The sequence below is a fragment of the Streptomyces qaidamensis genome (assembly GCF_001611795.1).
Lineage (GTDB): Bacteria > Actinomycetota > Actinomycetes > Streptomycetales > Streptomycetaceae > Streptomyces > Streptomyces qaidamensis.
Genome location: NZ_CP015098.1, coordinates 4996066 through 5013033, shown reverse-complemented (window position 1 = coordinate 5013033; position 16968 = coordinate 4996066). Strand labels below are relative to the sequence as shown.

The 16968-nt window shown below is 67.7% G+C and carries 19 protein-coding genes and 1 tRNA gene; 6 read left to right on the top strand and 14 right to left on the bottom strand.

Features of this window, described 5'->3' with window-relative positions; genetic code table 11:
• Nucleotides 1-148 precede the first annotated feature (148 nt).
• Nucleotides 149-919, top strand: coding sequence for a Pr6Pr family membrane protein (locus A4E84_RS22280; RefSeq protein ID WP_062928281.1), 771 nt, complete (start codon nt 149-151; stop codon nt 917-919).
• A 47-nt stretch (nt 920-966) separates the two neighbouring features.
• A tRNA-Pro gene (locus A4E84_RS22275) sits at nt 967-1040 on the top strand.
• A 719-nt stretch (nt 1041-1759) separates the two neighbouring features.
• On the opposite strand, the gene A4E84_RS22265 is transcribed toward A4E84_RS22275, so the two are convergent.
• The 14 genes from A4E84_RS22265 to A4E84_RS22205 form a co-directional block, all read right to left on the bottom strand.
• The gene (locus A4E84_RS22265) at nt 1760-2974 is read right to left on the bottom strand and encodes a site-specific integrase (RefSeq protein WP_237304980.1); all 1215 of its coding nucleotides are present in this window, start codon (nt 2972-2974) and stop codon (nt 1760-1762) included.
• A 74-nt stretch (nt 2975-3048) separates the two neighbouring features.
• The gene (locus tag A4E84_RS22260; protein WP_030235725.1) at nt 3049-3258 is read right to left on the bottom strand and encodes a helix-turn-helix domain-containing protein; all 210 of its coding nucleotides are present in this window, start codon (nt 3256-3258) and stop codon (nt 3049-3051) included.
• Nucleotides 3259-3474: 216 nt separating this feature from the next.
• Nucleotides 3475-4635, bottom strand: a complete 1161-nt coding sequence (locus A4E84_RS22255; protein WP_062928279.1) for a DUF3631 domain-containing protein — start codon at nt 4633-4635, stop codon at nt 3475-3477.
• Nucleotides 4632-5036, bottom strand: a complete 405-nt coding sequence (locus A4E84_RS41060; protein ID WP_237304979.1) for a hypothetical protein — start codon at nt 5034-5036, stop codon at nt 4632-4634. Before A4E84_RS41060 ends, A4E84_RS22255 begins: the two co-directional genes overlap by 4 nt.
• Complete coding sequence (locus A4E84_RS22250; RefSeq protein ID WP_062928278.1) at nt 5033-5923, bottom strand: bifunctional DNA primase/polymerase; 891 nt, start codon at nt 5921-5923, stop codon at nt 5033-5035. The genes A4E84_RS41060 and A4E84_RS22250 overlap by 4 nt, the downstream gene beginning before the upstream one ends.
• 160 nt (nt 5924-6083) lie before the next feature.
• Nucleotides 6084-7367, bottom strand: a complete 1284-nt coding sequence (locus A4E84_RS22245; protein WP_062928277.1) for a DNA cytosine methyltransferase — start codon at nt 7365-7367, stop codon at nt 6084-6086.
• An 86-nt stretch (nt 7368-7453) separates the two neighbouring features.
• Nucleotides 7454-7915, bottom strand: coding sequence for a hypothetical protein (locus tag A4E84_RS22240; protein ID WP_062928276.1), 462 nt, complete (start codon nt 7913-7915; stop codon nt 7454-7456).
• A gap of 14 nt (nt 7916-7929) precedes the next feature.
• A complete protein-coding gene (locus tag A4E84_RS22235; RefSeq protein ID WP_062928275.1) occupies nt 7930-8121 on the bottom strand; it encodes a hypothetical protein in 192 nt (63 codons plus the stop codon).
• A 14-nt stretch (nt 8122-8135) separates the two neighbouring features.
• Nucleotides 8136-8393 (bottom strand): hypothetical protein, encoded by a 258-nt coding sequence (locus A4E84_RS22230; RefSeq protein WP_062928274.1) that lies wholly within the window; start codon nt 8391-8393, stop codon nt 8136-8138.
• A 141-nt stretch (nt 8394-8534) separates the two neighbouring features.
• Nucleotides 8535-10748, bottom strand: a complete 2214-nt coding sequence (locus tag A4E84_RS22225; RefSeq protein ID WP_174569449.1) for a cell division protein FtsK — start codon at nt 10746-10748, stop codon at nt 8535-8537.
• A gap of 90 nt (nt 10749-10838) precedes the next feature.
• A complete protein-coding gene (locus tag A4E84_RS22220) occupies nt 10839-11219 on the bottom strand; it encodes an RRQRL motif-containing zinc-binding protein (RefSeq protein WP_062928273.1) in 381 nt (126 codons plus the stop codon).
• Nucleotides 11219-12220 (bottom strand): DUF2637 domain-containing protein, encoded by a 1002-nt coding sequence (locus A4E84_RS22215; RefSeq protein ID WP_062928272.1) that lies wholly within the window; start codon nt 12218-12220, stop codon nt 11219-11221. The genes A4E84_RS22220 and A4E84_RS22215 overlap by 1 nt, the downstream gene beginning before the upstream one ends.
• Complete coding sequence (locus A4E84_RS22210) at nt 12217-12507, bottom strand: hypothetical protein (RefSeq protein WP_062928271.1); 291 nt, start codon at nt 12505-12507, stop codon at nt 12217-12219. Before A4E84_RS22210 ends, A4E84_RS22215 begins: the two co-directional genes overlap by 4 nt.
• 166 nt (nt 12508-12673) lie before the next feature.
• Nucleotides 12674-12856, bottom strand: a complete 183-nt coding sequence (locus A4E84_RS22205; protein ID WP_062928270.1) for a hypothetical protein — start codon at nt 12854-12856, stop codon at nt 12674-12676.
• 542 nt (nt 12857-13398) lie between these two features.
• On the opposite strand from A4E84_RS22205, the gene A4E84_RS22200 reads away from it, so the two are divergent.
• The 4 genes from A4E84_RS22200 to A4E84_RS41050 all read left to right on the top strand — a co-directional run bounded on the left by A4E84_RS22200 (nt 13399) and on the right by A4E84_RS41050 (nt 16964).
• Nucleotides 13399-13734, top strand: coding sequence for a GntR family transcriptional regulator (locus A4E84_RS22200; RefSeq protein ID WP_237304978.1), 336 nt, complete (start codon nt 13399-13401; stop codon nt 13732-13734).
• Between the two features lie 158 nt (nt 13735-13892).
• On the top strand, nt 13893-15140 hold the full coding sequence (locus A4E84_RS22195; RefSeq protein ID WP_079129071.1) for a hypothetical protein: 1248 nt from the start codon (nt 13893-13895) through the stop codon (nt 15138-15140).
• 280 nt (nt 15141-15420) lie between these two features.
• On the top strand, nt 15421-16347 hold the full coding sequence (locus tag A4E84_RS41055; RefSeq protein WP_079129070.1) for a DUF4231 domain-containing protein: 927 nt from the start codon (nt 15421-15423) through the stop codon (nt 16345-16347).
• On the top strand, nt 16344-16964 hold the full coding sequence (locus A4E84_RS41050; RefSeq protein WP_237304977.1) for a TIR domain-containing protein: 621 nt from the start codon (nt 16344-16346) through the stop codon (nt 16962-16964). Before A4E84_RS41055 ends, A4E84_RS41050 begins: the two co-directional genes overlap by 4 nt.
• Nucleotides 16965-16968 lie beyond the last annotated feature (4 nt).

Here is a 16968-nt window from a genome sequence, read left to right as displayed (position 1 = left end):
GCTGGGGACCGAGGGGGAGCCGAGGGCTGGGAGCCGAGGGCTGAGGGCCGGAGGCTGGGAGCCGGAGGCTGAGGACTGGTCGGGACCGGGTAACCCACACAGCCCTGCCCGCATCGCCCCCTATGTCCGTTTCTGCCAGCGTGGGGGCATGACCGCCCCGATACCCCGGGACATCCCGGACCTCCCAGCGATCCCGTCCCCGCCGGCACTGAAGCCCTCCCCTGTGCCCGCCACGGCCGTCGTCACCCCGGTCCGCCGCCCCGCGGCCGCGGCCTTCCGCCTGCTGATCGCCCTCGCGGCGGCCGTGGGCGTGACGCTCGCACTGCTCCTCGGCGACCCGTCCCGGGTCCTGAGCCACTTCACAATCCAGAGCAACATGCTGCTGGCGCTGGTCATGGCCCTCTCGGCCCGCCGCGCATCGTCGGCCGGCCGGCCCCTTCCGGGCGCCGTACTGGGGGCGACGCTGCTCTACGTCGTCATCGCGGCCCTGGTGCACCACCTGCTCCTGGCGAACGAGGCGAGCCCCTTCTCCCTCACGGGCGAGGCCGCCGCCCCGACGGGCTTGCAGGCCCTCTCCCACGCGGTACTGCACACCGTGACCCCGATCGCGGCGGTACTGGACTGGCTCCTGCTCACGTCCCCCGGCCGCATGCACCTCCGCCAGGCCAGCACGTGGCTCCTCTATCCCATGGTCTACCTGGCCTTCTGCCTCACCCGAGGCGAGCTGCTCCTCCCGGGCACGCCCGACCGCTACCTCTACCCGTTCCTGGACGTCGGCCAGGACGGCTTCAAGCGCGTCCTCGGCAACGCCCTCCTCCTGGGCCTCTCCTTCTACGCCCTGGCCGTGCTCCTCGTGGCCCTCGACCACGCCCGCCCGAACCCGCTCCGCCACCGCGGTAAAACCGGATTTCGTCTCTAGCCACCGGTGGGCTAAAGTAAACGTCGTCGCCGCGACAGCAGCGACATCGGGGTGTAGCGCAGCTTGGCAGCGCGCTTCGTTCGGGACGAAGAGGTCGTGGGTTCAAATCCCGCCACCCCGACGCTGGTCAGAGGCCCATTCGCGTGATCGCGAATGGGCCTCTGTCATGCCCGGGGGGCCAAACAGGGGGCCGACGGGAGTGGATCAGCCCTCAATCTCAGCTCACCAAGATGATCTAGACCATCAGCAGCGGCATCACCAACCCTCCGACGGCCCCACCGAAGAGGAACGAGGCAAGCAGCCCCTGCTTCGTGCTGAGCGACAAGTGCCCCTTCGCGTAGTTCATCGCCATGAGGTTGATGAAGCAGACAAGGAAGAGGAAACAGAGAAAGTTTCCGAGGCTCCCGAAGGCCGGATCAGCTCCCGTACGGTACGCCCGAGCGATGACGCCGTATGCCCACGTGGCCACGAATCCCAAGATCGACAACAGATAACACAGTACGAACATGGCAAACGCCCCTTAGCCCGAAGTGACTGGCGACCACCACTCCCGGCAAGGCATGGCCACCACTTAGCTTCACCAGAATGACTGAATAGCCTCTTTTAGAACAGTCCCTCAGGGTTCGTAGACATAGATAGCCAATACGCGTACTCTGACTCTTTGGCCGGGATGTTTCGCTCCTAGCCCGATGTGTCCGACGTTCCTCGCACTCCCGGCAAGAGGCCGAGAACGGCGGATGGCACCTATATGGCCCGCTCTGCGTGGGTCAACATGAGAGGGGGCGGGCCGCCTACTCCGGCGGCCCGCCCTGCCCCTTCCTCGTACGTAGGCCGAATCCGTCAGCTATTCGCTGCCGGTCCAGCGGAACTTGTCGCCTCGTCGCCGTGGACGCTCCCACGGACGCACGCGAAAATGTCGTCCATCGCTTCGGCACCCTGCGTGATCACGGGCCGGAGCTGCTTCCGGTAGACCGCCTCTGTGGTCGCCTGACTGCTGTGACCGACCAAGAGCGCGATCCGCTCCAGCGGTATGCCGTGGTCGGAGAGCAGGGACACGAAGCTGTGCCGAAGCTCCCGCGGGGTCCACTCAGGCTTCAGTCCGGCCTTCTTCACGATGGCCTTGAAGTCTCGTCGGACGTTGGCCGCGTCGAGCGGCTCGCCGCTCCGGGTGGTGAAAACGCGGCCGGTCGGGCTCCATTCCATTCCTCTCGACACCCGCTCCTGCTTCTGCCATCGCATGTGCTCTTCGAGGACGTCGACCACCTGCTTCGGCAGGGCGATGGTCCGGCGGCTCTTCCTGGTCTTGGTCTCACCGTGCTTGCGCACCGAACGCCACACCGCGACGTGGGGCGGGATGCCGTCCATCGTCTCCAGGAAGACGTGGTCCCAGGTGAGGGGGCGCGCCTCTTCCGTGCGCACACCGCTGAGGAGTGAGAGCACGAGGTAGGCGTACAGCCGTGACGAACGCGCGGCGGTGAGCACGGCTTTCGCCTGCTCCAGGTTTAGTGCCTTGCTCGGCCGGCCGGGGCGCCCCTCCGGCGCGGTGACGAGTAGGGCGACGTTCCGCGCAGCCTTGTCCCTGCGCTGAGCGTGCGCGATGGAGCGGCGCAGGATGGCGAGCAGGTCGCGCAGGCTCCGCGTCGCGAGGAACTCAGCCCTGTCGTCCAACCAATCGTCGACATCGTCCGCGCTGAGTTCCTTCAGCTTGGCCTTGCCGATGAACGGAATCAGGTGCTTATTCGCCATCGAGCGGTTCTTGCCGATGGTGCCCTTCTCGTCGCGCCCTTTCAGCCCGCGCTCCAACCAGTCGTTCACCGCGTCGGCCACGGTGTAGTTGGCCGGCGCCTTGACGCCGGTCTGCAACTCCTTCTTCAGGTCCCGGATTTTCTGGCGAACTTCGGTCTTCGTCTTGCCGTACACCTTGGGTCGACGGCGTTTGCCGCTCGGGGCGTACCCCAGGGAGACGGCTCCCACGTAGCTCTTCTTGACGGGGTCCCAATAGATCGTGTCCGCACCGTGGCCAGCCCTTTGGGCGCGCTTCGGGGTCTCGGTCATGCTGTGCTGTGCCTCCATGGGACAGGGCCGCGCCCTGAAGGACGCGGCCCTGTGAAACTGGGGTGATGGGATGTTCAGGCGGTGGCCTCTGCCTCGCGCTTGAGGAGTTCGACGTATCGCTCGATGTACTCCGGCGGCACGAGACGGCGACGGCCGATGCGGACGGTCTGAAGTCGTCCGAGGCGTATCTCCTCGTAGACCATCGAACGTCCGATCCTGAGAGCCTTGGCCGCCTCTTCGGGGCGGTAGAGGAGTTGTTCGGCAGGTTCAGCAACGGTGGCCATGCGGCGGTGCCTCCTCGGCAGGGTTCTGGGGGCGGTGCCCCCCTTCCTGTCAGGTCCGCTACCTCCGCTACCTCCGCTACCGCCCTGGTCAGGGGCATGATCGAGGTAGCGGATAGGGGCAGCGGTAGCGGATGGAGCCGCTACCGGCCCCGGGTTCGTGGCCGCGGGGCGGGTAGCGGGTGGGGCATGCGGTAGCGGATGCGGAGCGGCTTGCCGCTACCCGAGAACCGCCTCTGAGCTGCCCGGTAGCGGAGGTAGCGGAAGTAGCGCACTTTCTGCGGGGGGTGGGCAGTAGCGCTGCCATGCGTCGTGCAGGTCGGACGCGTAGTAGCCCTTCATGACGCTCCCGCCCGCCTTGATGTTGCGGGCCGCGATGGGGGTGTTGTCCGCGGTCATGTACTCCCGCAGCATCCGCGACAGCCCGCGGGCATCGAGCGGCTTTCCGCTCATGTCCGCCCAAGGCGCCTCTTCGAGGCCGTGGAGCCGGTCGAGGATGGCGACGGTGGGCAGGCGGTCGATGCCGTTGAAGACGTAGTCGCGCAGGTCCGTGAGCAGGCGGATACCGATGCTGCCCTTGTCGCTGGTCTTGGCCGCGTTGACCAACTCGATGCAGGCGGCGCGGGCCCGCTCCGGCCACGCTCCGCCCGCCGCGTCCGCGATAGCGAGCAGGGGTTCCCACACGTCCGCGGGCCGGTCGCTGATGCCCTCCGGGAGCTCCGGGAACACCCCGTCGACCAGGTGGCGCACGGACTGCGCCCATGCGGCGAGCCGGTCGCGCAGCGCGTGGCCCTCCTTCTCGTGGATGCGCTGGCGGAAGGGCTCCACGCGCTCGTTGGGGGCGCGGCGGCGCATGCGGACGATGATCGAGCGGGTCAGGATCGTGTCCGGCAGCGAGCCGAGTCCAGCGACCGCGACTCCGCAGAACGACGGGAACTCCTGCACCTGCTGGTTGGAGCCGTCGCCCACGCAGCGCCACATGACGCCGGAGCGTCGGTGGCCTGCGTTGAGGAACCCGCGGAGCTGTTCGTTCTCTCCGGCCTTGGGGCCGAATACGGTGTCGATCTCGTCGAAGAGGATCGTCGGGCGTCCCTCCATCCCGGACACCGCGCGGAAGAGCGCGGAGGCGGATGCATTGACCGCGACCATCGGTTGCGGCACGAGGGTTTCCACGATTTCCAGCGCGCGGGACTTGCCCGAGCCCGGCTCGGGTGAGAGGAACGCGAGCCGGGGGGTGGAGTCGAAGCAGTCGAGCAGGTGCGCGTGCGCGTCCCACAGCGTCACGGCGACGTACGCGGCATCGAGCGGGAAGATGTTGAAGCGGCGGTGGAAGGCTTCCACCTCGTCGAGCAGCGCGGCGCCGTCGATGGGGTCGGTCATGCGGCGGCCCTTCCTTCCTCAGTACTCCGGGGCGAACAGGTGTCGCGGTGGATGGCGTACTTGGCGAGCAGCGCGGCCACGGCTCGGGCGCCGGCGGCGGTTTCGGTCTGACCGCACCGACAGGCGTAGGCGGCGGTGGGGGTGGCGCCGTAGCGCTTGGACCAGCGGGCCCCGTCGTGGTGGTCGCGGTAGATCGGCGGGGCATAGACGCGTAGGCCTGGCTGCTCCGGCATGGGGTTGGCCGAGTCGCCGGCCTGCGGCTCAGGGCTTGTTTGGGCGCCCTTGCGGGCGGTGCCTGTCGGCTCGCCCACGGCCGGACCAGGCGCGGCTTGTGCGGCGGCGCGCGGGCCAATCGGGGTGACGGGAAGGCTCTTCAGGGAGGGGCGGGCAGGGGTGCTCATGCCGCCCTCCGCTGACCGTTGCGGGTAATCGACCAGTTCAGACCGCTGCGAATGGTCGCCTCACACGACCGCGGCGAGAGACCGGCCTGCTCCCCCGCCCACTGAAGAGCCTCCTCAACCTGCTCCCTGGGGAGGTCGCCCCACGCGATGAACCGTCCCAGGGCTCGCGCCGCCCACAGCAAGGTGGCGTTGCGCTCGCCCTCCGGGGCCTGCCGCACGGACGCGGTTTCCGCGTCCAAGGCCGCTGCGGCGTAGCGAGAGGCCCGTACGGCCGAGGGTGCAGCCATCAGTGCCCGCGAAGCCTGACGGGCCGTCAGGCCGTCGCGCAGCCAATCCGGCAGGGGTGCAGGCGGCGCGTCGTTGAGAACCGCGTAGGCGCCGGTGGGGGTAAGGCTGCCGGGGGCGACCACGTAGCCGCCCCATGCGCGGGTGTCGATGCGCTTGCCGAGCCGTCCGGCCGTGCTGCCGAGCCGGACGCCGGGCGGGGCGGTGAAGTACAGATGGACCCCGCCGCTCGCGGTCCGCACCGTGCGGGTGGTGGGCACTGCCTGTCCGGCGCGCTCGCAGAGCGCCGTGAAGGTCGTCACGCCGTTAGGCGTGTCTGTACTGCTCTTCCGCTTGGGCATGTCGAGGTCGACGACAACCAAGCCGGACGGGCCGGTCGCGATGCCGACGTTGAACGGCAAGTCGCCCCACGCGCGGCGGATGCGGTCGGGGTCGATGGTGGCGCGCTCTTCCCACTTGCGGTGACCGCCCGCGCAGTCCCCGATACCGGGGCAGACGTCCTCACCGTGCAGGGCCGGACGCTTGTCGCCGGGACGCAGAGGGAGGACGGCCCATCCCCGCTCCGCCGCATCGAGGGCGGCGAACAGAAGGTGACGGTTCATGCCGTCACCCCCGACGTGCTCGATGGGGTGGCATGGACCGGACGGCCCTCGCCGAATGACGTTCGTTGGGTCATGCTGGATGTCTCCTGCTCTCTTGGAGGGACGGGAGAACCGGGGCGGGCGCAGGCTTGTGGTGAGACGGCGTCCGCCCCGGGCGTCTTTAAGCGATGTCCAGGGTGAGTTGGGAAGGTTCGGGGGCTGCGGCTTCGGGCGCGCCGGCAGCGAGCAGCGTGCGGTAGGCGAGTGCGGCCTGATGGATGACGACGCCGTTGCCGAGAATCTTGAGCTGGTCGGAGCGGGACAAGCCCAGGTCTGTGCCGGTGACCCCGCCGGGATCGGCGCCCATCATCCATTCCACGAACGCCGGGGACAGGCGGCGGTTTCCCTTGGTGCCCGGCTCGGTCGGCTCGGGTGCAGGACGGCCCAGCACCTGTTCCCATCGGTGGATGGCGGGCCCGTAGTCGGTGCCGTTGGTGGCCACCCACCGCTGATCGTCGGCCAGGTCGCGAGCCAGGTACTCGATGGACGGACGCGAGCTCGCACGCTGCGAGGCGGAACGGTTGCGGCCGTAGCGGGAAGCGGTCGGGGTGGGCAGCAGGTTGACCACCACCTCGTTCAGCGGACGCGAGTTGGTACCCAGCAGGTTCGATGCGCCGGACTTCCAGTCACGTGCGGCGGGGGTGGGCAGCAACGTCACAGCGGTGCGCAGGTTCATCCCGCCCTTGCGCTTAGGGGACGTGCCAGGGCCGCCGGTTCCGTCGGCAGCCGCAGGCGTGGGCAGTAACCTCACGCGTCCGTCGGGGGCAGCAAGAAGACCACTTCGTCCTCCAGTGTGGGACCGTGCCCGCCCGCCTTGCGCTTGTCCGGGTGTTGCGGTCCCCCGTTGCGCCCGAGCTGGGATGTGGGGGTCTTCAGCAGCGGGATACGCGACGGCGAACCAGCGGTCGCGTCGGTGGCAGGCTCCGACTTCGGGATCTCCAGCGCGTAGGCACATCCACCGTGCGTGGTACCCGATCGAGGCCAGGTCGGCGGCGACGACGTCGAGTCCCCGGCTGCGGATGGCGGCGACGTTTTCCAGGAACACGAGTCGGGGTCGAAGGTGGCGAACGGCGTGGGCGATGGTTTTCCAGAGGCCTGAGCGGTCACCGGCGATCCCTCCCCGAGGTCCGGCGTTGGAGATGTCCTGGCAGGGGAAGCCGGCGGTGAGCGCTGCCGGGCGCGGCACCGCGGCGGAAAGCTTCGGCCAGTCGACTGCCGTGATGTCACCCAGGTTGCGCGCCTGGGGCAGGCGGGCTGCCAGCAGCCGGGACGCGGCCGGGTCCTTCTCACCGACCAGGACCGTGGGCAGGCCCGTGACGGCTTCCACGGCCTGGTCCAGCGCACCGGAGCCAGTGCACAGGCTGATGTTGCCGCCCTCTGACGGCACGACGGGGTGATGGGTCATGCTTGGTGTCTCCTGCTCTCTTGGAGGGACGGGAGAACCGGGGCGGGCGCAGGCTTGTGGTGAGACGGCGCCCGCTCCGGGCGTAGCTAGTGGTGGAAGTGGTTGCGCTTGAAGACGGCCTTGCGGATGTTGACCGTGGTCCCGCTGCCGTGGCCGCTCGCGCTGAAGACCTGCACGGCCACCCAGCCGCCGAAGATGACAGCGGCGAGGGTGATGAGCTGGGTGATGAGCGCTGTCAGCGCGGTGATGAACACGGTGAGCAGGAACAGTCCGCCGCAGACGGCGCCGAAGCCGATGCCGCCCGGAGCGATGTTCACCGCGGTACGGGAGACGGGCGGCTTGGCCGTGACCGGTTCGGGTTTGGTGGGTTCGAGGGTGTAGCCGGTGACGACGCGGCCGTCCGGCAGGACGATGCTCGTCACGGCCGGGACGGTGCCCGGTTGCACCGGTACGACCGGCGCGGACGGCACCGGGGCGAGCGGGGTGGGCCGGTGGACTTCCACGGGCGCCTCATGGCGGCCGGGTACGAGGTTGGCGGGTTCGTTCATGAGGGAGCCTCCTGTCAGCCGAGGTCGTTGAGGGCGTCGGCGCATGCCTGCACGAGGTTGTGGATGGGCTCGTAGGCACCGGTTCCGGCGGCGAAGAAGCCGAAGAGGAACAGGACGATGGCCGCGCCGCCTCCAGCGGACTTGGTCTTGACGGCGAGGGCGGATGCGGCGCCGAAGAGCAGCACGGCGGAGACGTTGAGGATCATCGGGAGCCTTCCGGTCAGGGGGTGTCGGTGCCCGCGCGGTAGATGCGGGCCCAGCGGTTGTAGAGCCACCGGCCGATGCGGATGCGTTTGCCGGTGGCGTTGCAGCGGCGGCAGTCCTTGCCGCGCTTCATGCGGCCCTTGCGGTCGGTCTTCATGGCGAAGCCCCAGCCGTTGCACTTGCGGCAGTTGCCAAACGGCGAGGCAGCACACACGGAGACGTAACACAGCGTTACGCCGAGGATCAGGGTGGTAGCGAGCAGGACAGGGGTCATGACGGGCCCTTCCAGGCGGGTTTCAGGGGTTTCCGCAGGTGGGCCGCTATCCGCTAGCGGCCTGCTCAGGGTGGGCTTGGGGCGCTAGCGGGGCCGCTAACGTTAGCGGGGTGTGCCGCTAGCGCTAGCGGCCCCGCAGCCTCAGCCTGCGTCCCGCTTTCCGTCACGCTCCGCAATCGCGGCGGTGATGTGGGAGCGGTCGATGCCGCGCCGGTTGACGACCTTGCCCTTCACGCGGCGGCCCACCTGGATGGTGGAGATGCCGTGCGGCTTGAGGGCCGCGGCCAGTCCTTCGGGGTCCCAGCCGTCGTAGGCCTCCTCGCGCAGCTCTGCGAGCCGAGCGACGACGGTTTCGGACCACACCTTGGGCTCATCGGCCGGCACGACGGCGAGGATGTCGCGCAGCAGGTCATACGCGCTGGTGACCGGCTCGGGTGCCTCGCCGAGGGCGTGACCGGACAGGGTGCCCGCTTCCTCGCGCAGGCGGCGGGCGCGGGCGCCGATGGCGTCGGCGCCCTGGCCGTCGACGTAGACGGAGCGCACGATCCGGGCATCGGAGCCTTCACCGACGAAGTAGTGAATGCCCTTGTCACCCCAGGCGAACATGGTTGCCCGCACGCCCCGCTTGTAGGCGGACGTGCCGAGCACCATGTCGTTCTCCAGCTGGCCCATGACCTTCAAACACCAGCGGGCCGACGCGTTCGCGCTGATCCCGGTGGGCAGTGCCTTGGCGTCCGGGCGCTGCGTGGCGAGCAGCAGCACGATGCCGGTGGCCGGACCGCGTTTGACCAGGTCGGTTGCGATCTCCTCGAACTCCTTGGCGTGCTCGGGGTGCTCGAAGAGAACCTGGCACTCATCCACGCCGATCACGATCGGGTGCAGCCCCAGGGAGCGCTTGTCGGCGAGAGCGCTGGTCACCTTCGACTCCGGGCAGACATCCCGCGGAAGCGAGCGGATCACCTTGGTGCGGCGGCGCAGTTCCTCGCGCAGCGCCCGGAAGTCGTTCAGGCAGTAGGTGATGGAGTCGTCATCGTCGCCCGCGGTGTGCCGGTGGGAGACGGCGTCGCCGACCGGGTCCAGGTCGCCCGTGCCCTTCATGTCGTAGGTGTGCAGCTCCGCCCGCGGGTCGAGGGCGGCGATGAGCAGCAGCAGGCGGAGCAGGAAGGTCTTGCCCATGCGCGGGATGGCGCCGATGACACCGGCGATGTACATGAGCGTTGCTTCGACCCAGCGTCCGCGCTGGTCGGTGCCGTAGGCGACCGGCTTGAACAGGTCCACCGAACCCGACTTGAGCAGCGGCCACTTGGGCTGTTTGGCGCGGGACATGTCCTGATCCCCGACCCACAGCACGAGGTGACCGGTGTGCTCATCGGGCACCGCTTCGGGCCACACGCAGCCCAGCGGGCGGCGCAGGCCGGAGGCGAGCCGGTCGCGACGCTCGATGACGTCGGTCACCGTAACGCCGTACGGCAGGTTGCCCTCCGCACGCCAGCCGGGGCCGTCGCGGGTGATCGGGGCGGTGAACTCGAACCCGTCACGGCCCTTGGCCTGCGCCTGGTTGATGGCGGGGATGCCGAGCGCCCCGAGCGCACGCAGCACGATGTCACTGGTGAGCTTGACCGCCTTGGGCAGTTCCACAGCCCTGTGGATGACCGGGGCATCCGCCTGCTGGCCGGCGTAGCCGAGCGCCATCAATACCGCGCTCACCGACACCGCCTGAAGCCAGCCGGGAGCGAGCACGTACATCGCGAGCGCGGCGCCGAGCCCGACGAACATCGCGAGCACAGTCACCAGCGTCCGGAGCCGGACGCGTCCGTCGCGCTGCCGCGACAGCTTCAGGTACTCGGCTGCGTCCTCACGGCGCACCGCGGCGAGCCGGACCGGCTCGCCCTCACGGTCGGCCACCCACCGCACCGTGCCCCCCACGAACCGGGCGGCACCGGTCGGTGCCTGAAGCGTGAGCCGTGCGGCGTAGACCGGGGCACGCAGCGCGTGATACCCGGCGGCGTGCACGTAGTGGCGGGCCACCCACGCCGTGGCGGTCCGCAGCTCCGCCACCGAACGCAGCCACACCGGGACGACCGCACGGCGCTGCGCCCCGCGCAGCCGACCGAGGTAGCCCGGACCGACGGCGGTCGGAGTCGGCTGGTCGACCATCACGCGGGCGGTCGGGTCGCCCGACCTGTCGGCGTGGGAGTCGGGCGACCGGTCGGAGTCGGGTCGGGTGGTCGGGTCGGCCGACTCGGCACGGGCCGACCGTGCCTTGTCGAGGTCGACTACCTCGCCGCCGGAGTCGGCTGCCATCTCGGCTTCGAGTCGGTTGAACAGTTCGTTGTCGTCGTCGGGGTGCTTCACTGAGATTCCCTTCCTAGGGGAGGAAGGCAGGGCCGGTCCGTCGCTGTAGGAGGTGGGCGGACCGGCCCTGCCGGATGGTTGGTGCGCAGTTCAAGCGGCGCGCTGTTCCTCGGGGTAGGCGCAGGGCACGCACATGCCGAGCGAGCCGGGGATGACGTATCCGGCCTCCGTCCGGCACACCGGGCAGGTACGGCGGGCGCGCATCGCCTTGGCGAGCGCGGCTCGCTTGCCCGGCGTCATCGGGCGGACCGGCTTGGCGCGGTCGACGCGGTAGAGGTAGGCGACCAGTGGGCCGCGCCGGTAGCGCGGGCGCAGCACCTGAGCCGCGACCGGCTGACCGCCCGGACGTAAGCCACGGGCGCGCAGTTGGCGACGAGTGGCGAGCCCGTCGGGGGCGTAGCGCCACGGGTAGGTGGGGATGCCGTACTGGCTGCCGGAATGGTCGTAGCACTTGCCGAACGCCGGGGGCATCAGGCGGCCTCAGCCTCAGACTCCTCGCCCTCCGGGGCATCCACAGCACGCAGCGCGCGGCCGTCCACGCGCTCGCCCTTGAGGGTGTCGCGCAGCTTGCGGGCGTTGGCCTGCGAGACATGCAGCGTGGTGCGCAGACGGTCCGCGGTCAGCTCCGCCTCGGTCCACTCCGCGGTGACCGTGCGCGCCTCGGCCAGCGCCTCCTCGAAGGTGCGCTGAGCCTTGCCCTTGCCCTTGGCGGAGGGCCGACGGCGCGGGCGCGGCTTGGACTCGGCCGGTTGTGCCGGCGGATTCTCCACCGGAGGCGGGGTGGCCGTCTCCTGCTCGGTGGCGGGGGCCAAGTCGCCCATGCGCAGCATCACGCGCTCGCGCCGCGGGGTCTTCGAGCGCCACTTGCGGCCGTAGCGCTCGCGCAGGTCCGCTCGGGCCAACTGCCGCTCCTTCTCCCGCGCCAGCGCCTCCGAGTAGGAGGTGATCTCCCACAACGTCATACGGCGCCACAGCGCGAAGGTGGAGGGAAAGGCGAGCAGCCAACGAGAGAACCGGATCTTCTCCATACGCCGGCCGGTGGCCGCGCCGATCCGCACGGCGTAGATGTGCGCGCCGATCTCGGAAAACACCACCCACAGCAGCGGCATGGTGCCGTGGGCGACCTTCGCCCACGCACCCTGTCCCGCGGCGACGTTCAGCCCACAGGTGACCAGGGTGAGTACCCAGGGCACGAACCGCACCCACGCGAGCGCCATATCCATCCGGATCAACAGCAGGTTGGCGACGGTGAACACCGGAATGGCCACGTCGATACCGACCGGCAGCATCCACGGCTCGCCGAAACCCCAGCGAGCCGCAGCCGCGGACACGGCGTCGAACGAGGAGATCAGACCGAGCGCGCCGACTCCGGCCGCGGCGAGCGCGCCGACTCCGGCGAGCCCCATTTCCGGGCGGGTCAGCGGCGGAACCTCGGACGGCGGCGCCTCTAGGGTCGGGGTCGTGGTGGTCATGCCGCCACCCCCTTGCGTGCCGGGCGGCGGCCCCGGGCGGGGCGGGTGAGCGGGACGACGTCGAACAGGTCCGGGTTCTCCTCGATGACCTGCGCGGCAATGCGGATCAGGTCGTCGGGAAGGTGCGGGTTGTCGGCGAGGATGTCGCGCGCCGCATCCTCGCGGGCCGCGCGCTCTTCGTCCGTCTCGCCCTCCACCCCGAGCCACAGCTCAACCGGGGTACCGAGCGCCAGTTCCGCGAAGTCCTCAGCAGAGACCGCCTGTTGGTGGCCGATGTATGCACGCATGAAAGCTCCTGAAGTGGGAGGGACTGGGAGCCGGAGCAGTCGCAGGCGTGTTGGTGAGACGGCGACTGCTCCGGAGGGACCCGAGCCGCTACGCGGCAGGGGGGGAAGCGCCCCGGGCCGGATTCGATCCGGCGCCCTTCACGGCGGGATGCCGGGGCTGGGGTTGTCAGCGGCGGAATGCCCAGGAGATGAGGCTGCTCACGCTGTCGGTGACGTCGGTGACGCGGCCCGACTCCAGTTCGTCGGCGCGGGCTTCCATCCGCTCCGCGGCTTCGTCCTTGCCACGGTTGCGCAGTACCTTTGCCGCGTCGCGGTTCTTGGCGGCCTGGTTCTTCATGCGGTCAGACATGGATGTTCCCCCTCGTTCGATCGATGTGGACACCGGGGCTCCGGCTCCCCTCAACCCCGCCCGTACGGGACGGCTCCGCAGAGCTCCCGGACGGGCAGGGCGAGCAACCGGCGCGGCGCTATCCGCCGCGATTCGGTGAAGGTGACCGGTCGCCCCGCTGCACCCCGAGGTGCTCACGGGCCAGGGATGGAACGGCGCCGCCGTGCCGGTCGATCACGGCCGCGCCCATCGCTTTCGTCGACTCACTGCCACTCCTTCAGGTCGCTGATCAGGGGATTCGCACTGCAAGGGGGACCTTGTCCCCACTCTCCGGCCGTTGCTCGCGGTCACCGGGCCACCTCGCCAGTACGGGCCGAAACCCTGTTCTGCCTGGCCTTTAGCGGGATTGCAGCGTCCCCGCCCTATGCATTCGTGCAGGTCAAGCGGCCCTTTCCCGAGGGTTCGGGCGGGCGGCTCGCTGACTAGCTTGCACTAGTCTGCTGTGGTGCACAACCCTCATGGGGTGATGCGCTCTAGTTCGCTGTGGTGGGTACGCTCAGGGCATGACTGCCACAGGAGGGCCGAAGCCGAAAGCGGTGCAGGTCGCGGACGCGCTTCGCGAGGACATCAAGAGAATGAAGCCGGGGGACAAGCTCCCCTCGCAGCGCGAGTTGATCGACCGGTTCGGGTTCGCGAGCCAAACCATCCAGAACGGCTTGGCCGCACTGCGGGCCGAAGGGTTGATCGTTTCGGCCGGGAACCTCGGCAACTTCGTCAGCGACGGGGCTTCCCCCAGCAGCGACGTGCGCGACGACATCAAGGAAATCCGCTCCCAGCTTCAGGCGTTGACTGAACGGGTCGCAGCGCTCGAAGAACGCTCCGCCCCGAGTGGCGCGTGATCTGCAACCAGCATGCGAGGAACGGGAGTTGTGGCGTAAGTGACAGCCAGGGGACGACGAAGCGGAGGTGGGGACATGTCCAGTGACACCCCTGTGTCCCCTTCCCTGTCCCCCTGGCTCGCGGGTGAGACTCGGAGTAGGCACTCGGAGGAGGGCACATGACCGACGACAGGCCCGCATGGGCGCGGCGCATCGCTGCCGAACGGGCGGCCCGTGACTGGTCGCAGCGTGACGCCGTGAGGGCACTGCGGGCGCACGCTCCCACGGAGCTGCCCGCGGAAGAGAGCATGATTCGCCAGTGGAAGCGCTGGGAGTCGGGGCAGACGCCGAACGACTTCTACCAACCGATCATCGCGGCTCTCTTCGGCACCGTGACGCACGCACTCTTCCCGGCGCCGGCACGGCGGGATGGAGACAAGGAGATCCTGGCGGCATCCGGGATGGAGACGCTGGAGATCGTGAGCCGTCTCAACCGGTCCGACGTCGACAACGCCACTCTTGATGCCCTGCGGATCACGGCAGACCGGCTCGCCTCGGAGTACCCGTTCATGCCGAGCGAGCAGCTTCTTATCGAGGGGCGGCAGTGGCTGCGCCGTGTCGTCGAACTCCACACGAAGAGCCTCACGCTCGCGCAGCACCGTGAAGTGCTCGCACTGTCTGGTTGGCTCGCCCTACTCGTCGGCTGTGTCGAGTACGACACTGGCGCCCGCCACGCGGCAGAGTCGACGCGGCAAGCCGCGCTCTCGCTCGCGACTGAGGCTGACCATGCAGAGGTCGCCGGGTGGGCGCACGAGATGCGGGCCTGGTTCGCTCTCACGACCGGCGACTACCGGGGCGTGATTGCAGCGGCTCAGGCCGGAGCCGAGAGGGCTCCGCACCATGGCGTGGCCGTACAACTCGCCGGCCAGGAGGCCAAAGCTTGGGCGCGGATCGGGGACCGCCGGCAAGTCGAGGTGGCCCTGGATAAGGGACGGCGGTTGCTCGAAGGGATGCCGTACCCCGAGAATCTGGACAACCACTTCGTGGTGGACCCCGCCAAGTTCGATTTCTACGCGATGGACTGCTACCGCCTGGTCGGTGAAGACAAGCTTGCGCGCACGCTCGCCGAAGAGGTGCTGCGGGCGGGAACCGACTTCGACGGCACCGAGCGGTCACCGATGCGCAACGCGGAAGCCCGAGTCACGCTGGGCGTAACGGCGGCGCGTGACGGCGACTTGGAGCAGGCGTTGACAATGGGGGCGCGTGCCCTTGAGGGCGACCGCCAATCAGTGCCGTCGCTGATCATGACCAGCCGGGAACTTGCTGCCGAGGTGCGGTGCCGCTACGCCGCAGAGCCTGCAGCGCAGGACTACCTCAACCGGCTCCACGCGTTGGCACAGGAGAAGCCTGGCTTCCTGCCCCGGTGAATCGGCCCGGATGAGCGTCCGCTCGCAGTGGATACCTCGGACTACTGCTGTCCACAACACAGGATAAGACGCTAATAACCGCCCTGGTCTGTCAGTTCGGACCTGGTACTACAACCGAACGGAAGAACCCGGAAGGTGTTCCGCGGGCCGTACGCCAGACGAAGGCCGTCCGACGCCCTCGCAGTAGAGCTCTCGTTCAGATCTGCCAAAGCTCCTGACATGCGCGGACACTTGACCCTATAGTGTGCCAACTGCATACGTACCCGCGTTCGGAGTTTAAGTGGCACCTCTTGAGCAAGGTCTTGCCGAAGTAGATTTCCCGAATATTTACCGTTCTGCGGATGCCGCTTCCCTGGAGGGCCAGAAAAGTTACCTGCGATATACGAGATTGCGTCTCTATTTTGTGATATTTGCAGCCACGGCAAGCGCAGTAACGGCAGGCATTTCAAGCGCTGAAGCCCAAAAAATCCTGATTGCCCTTTCGCTGTTTTTCTTCCTCGCGGCATCCGCCGCCGAGATTATTCTACTCAGCATCCGACCCGAAGAATCGTGGTATCACGGGCGCGCTGTGGCCGAATCCGTAAAAACCCTAGCTTGGAAATATTCAGTCTGCGCGGAGCCATTTTCCCGCTCTGCGGGGGCTACGGAGTCCGACCGCCTTTTCCTTCAGCAGCTAACTGATATCGTCGCCGAATCGCCAATCTTCATGGACTACAGTTCCACCGGATCACAGCAGATCACCTCGGCCATGAAGGAACTGCGTGAATCGGATTTTTCAACACGCAAGATGTCGTATTGCAATGGGAGAATCGAAGACCAAAAGAGGTGGTACTCACGTAGCGCTAGGAAGAACGAGCGTAGCGCGCTAAGATGGCGAATTACCCTAGTCGCTTTGGAGCTTCTGGGAGCCACTGGCGCGCTACTTATTCTCCTAAACGTAACTGATCTTGACGTGGGTAGCGCTTTGGCTGCAAGTGTGGCGGCCGGCGGGGCATGGATTGGGGTAAAGCAATACGACAGTCTCGCGAGTGCTTACTCTTTGACGGCCACAGAGTTGGCACTCGTCCATGCAGAGGCAGATCAAGTAACCGATGACGCATCTTGGTCCAGGTATGTCATTTCTGCAGAGCAAGCGATTAGCCGGGAACACACAATGTGGCTAGCCCGGCGCGCACGCACGAGAATCCCAAGAAGGAGAACTCCGTGAATTCACCAGCCAATCGCTATGCAAACGAACAGGCGAAACAAGAGCTTCGCCGAATCTCAGCTCGCTATGCAGGCTCCAGGGACACAGCAGTTCGGCATAAGTGTTTCATTAGCTATCACGGCGCTAACGCCACAGAGGTTCTATCATTCGTCAAGCGATACGAGCATGTACTAATTCCCCGGGTGATCGGCGTCACTGACGACGATCCCAGAATTGCCAGTGATGACATCGACTACGTCATGGACACCATCCGAGAGAAGTATCTTTCGGACTCCACTGTCACCATCCTGATGGTTGGCAACTGCACCTGGGCACGTAAGTTTATCGACTGGGAGATCTACAGTTCGCTGCGACGGGACAAGGTGAATCGCCTGAACGGACTTATGGGAATCGAACTTCCTAGTGCGGCGCAAGCGGGCATAACACTTCAGAGCAGGTTCAGTGATAACCTACCCAAGAAGTCGGGGGAGGATGGATACGCGCGTTATTGGAAATACCCGCGAACTGATCAAGCCTTGCGCGACTGCATTCATGACGCCTTCGAAGCACGGCGAAAGAGAGATCACCTCATTCGAAACACGCGGCAACGTCGCCAGAGAGACTCACCATGCCCGTGAGTAA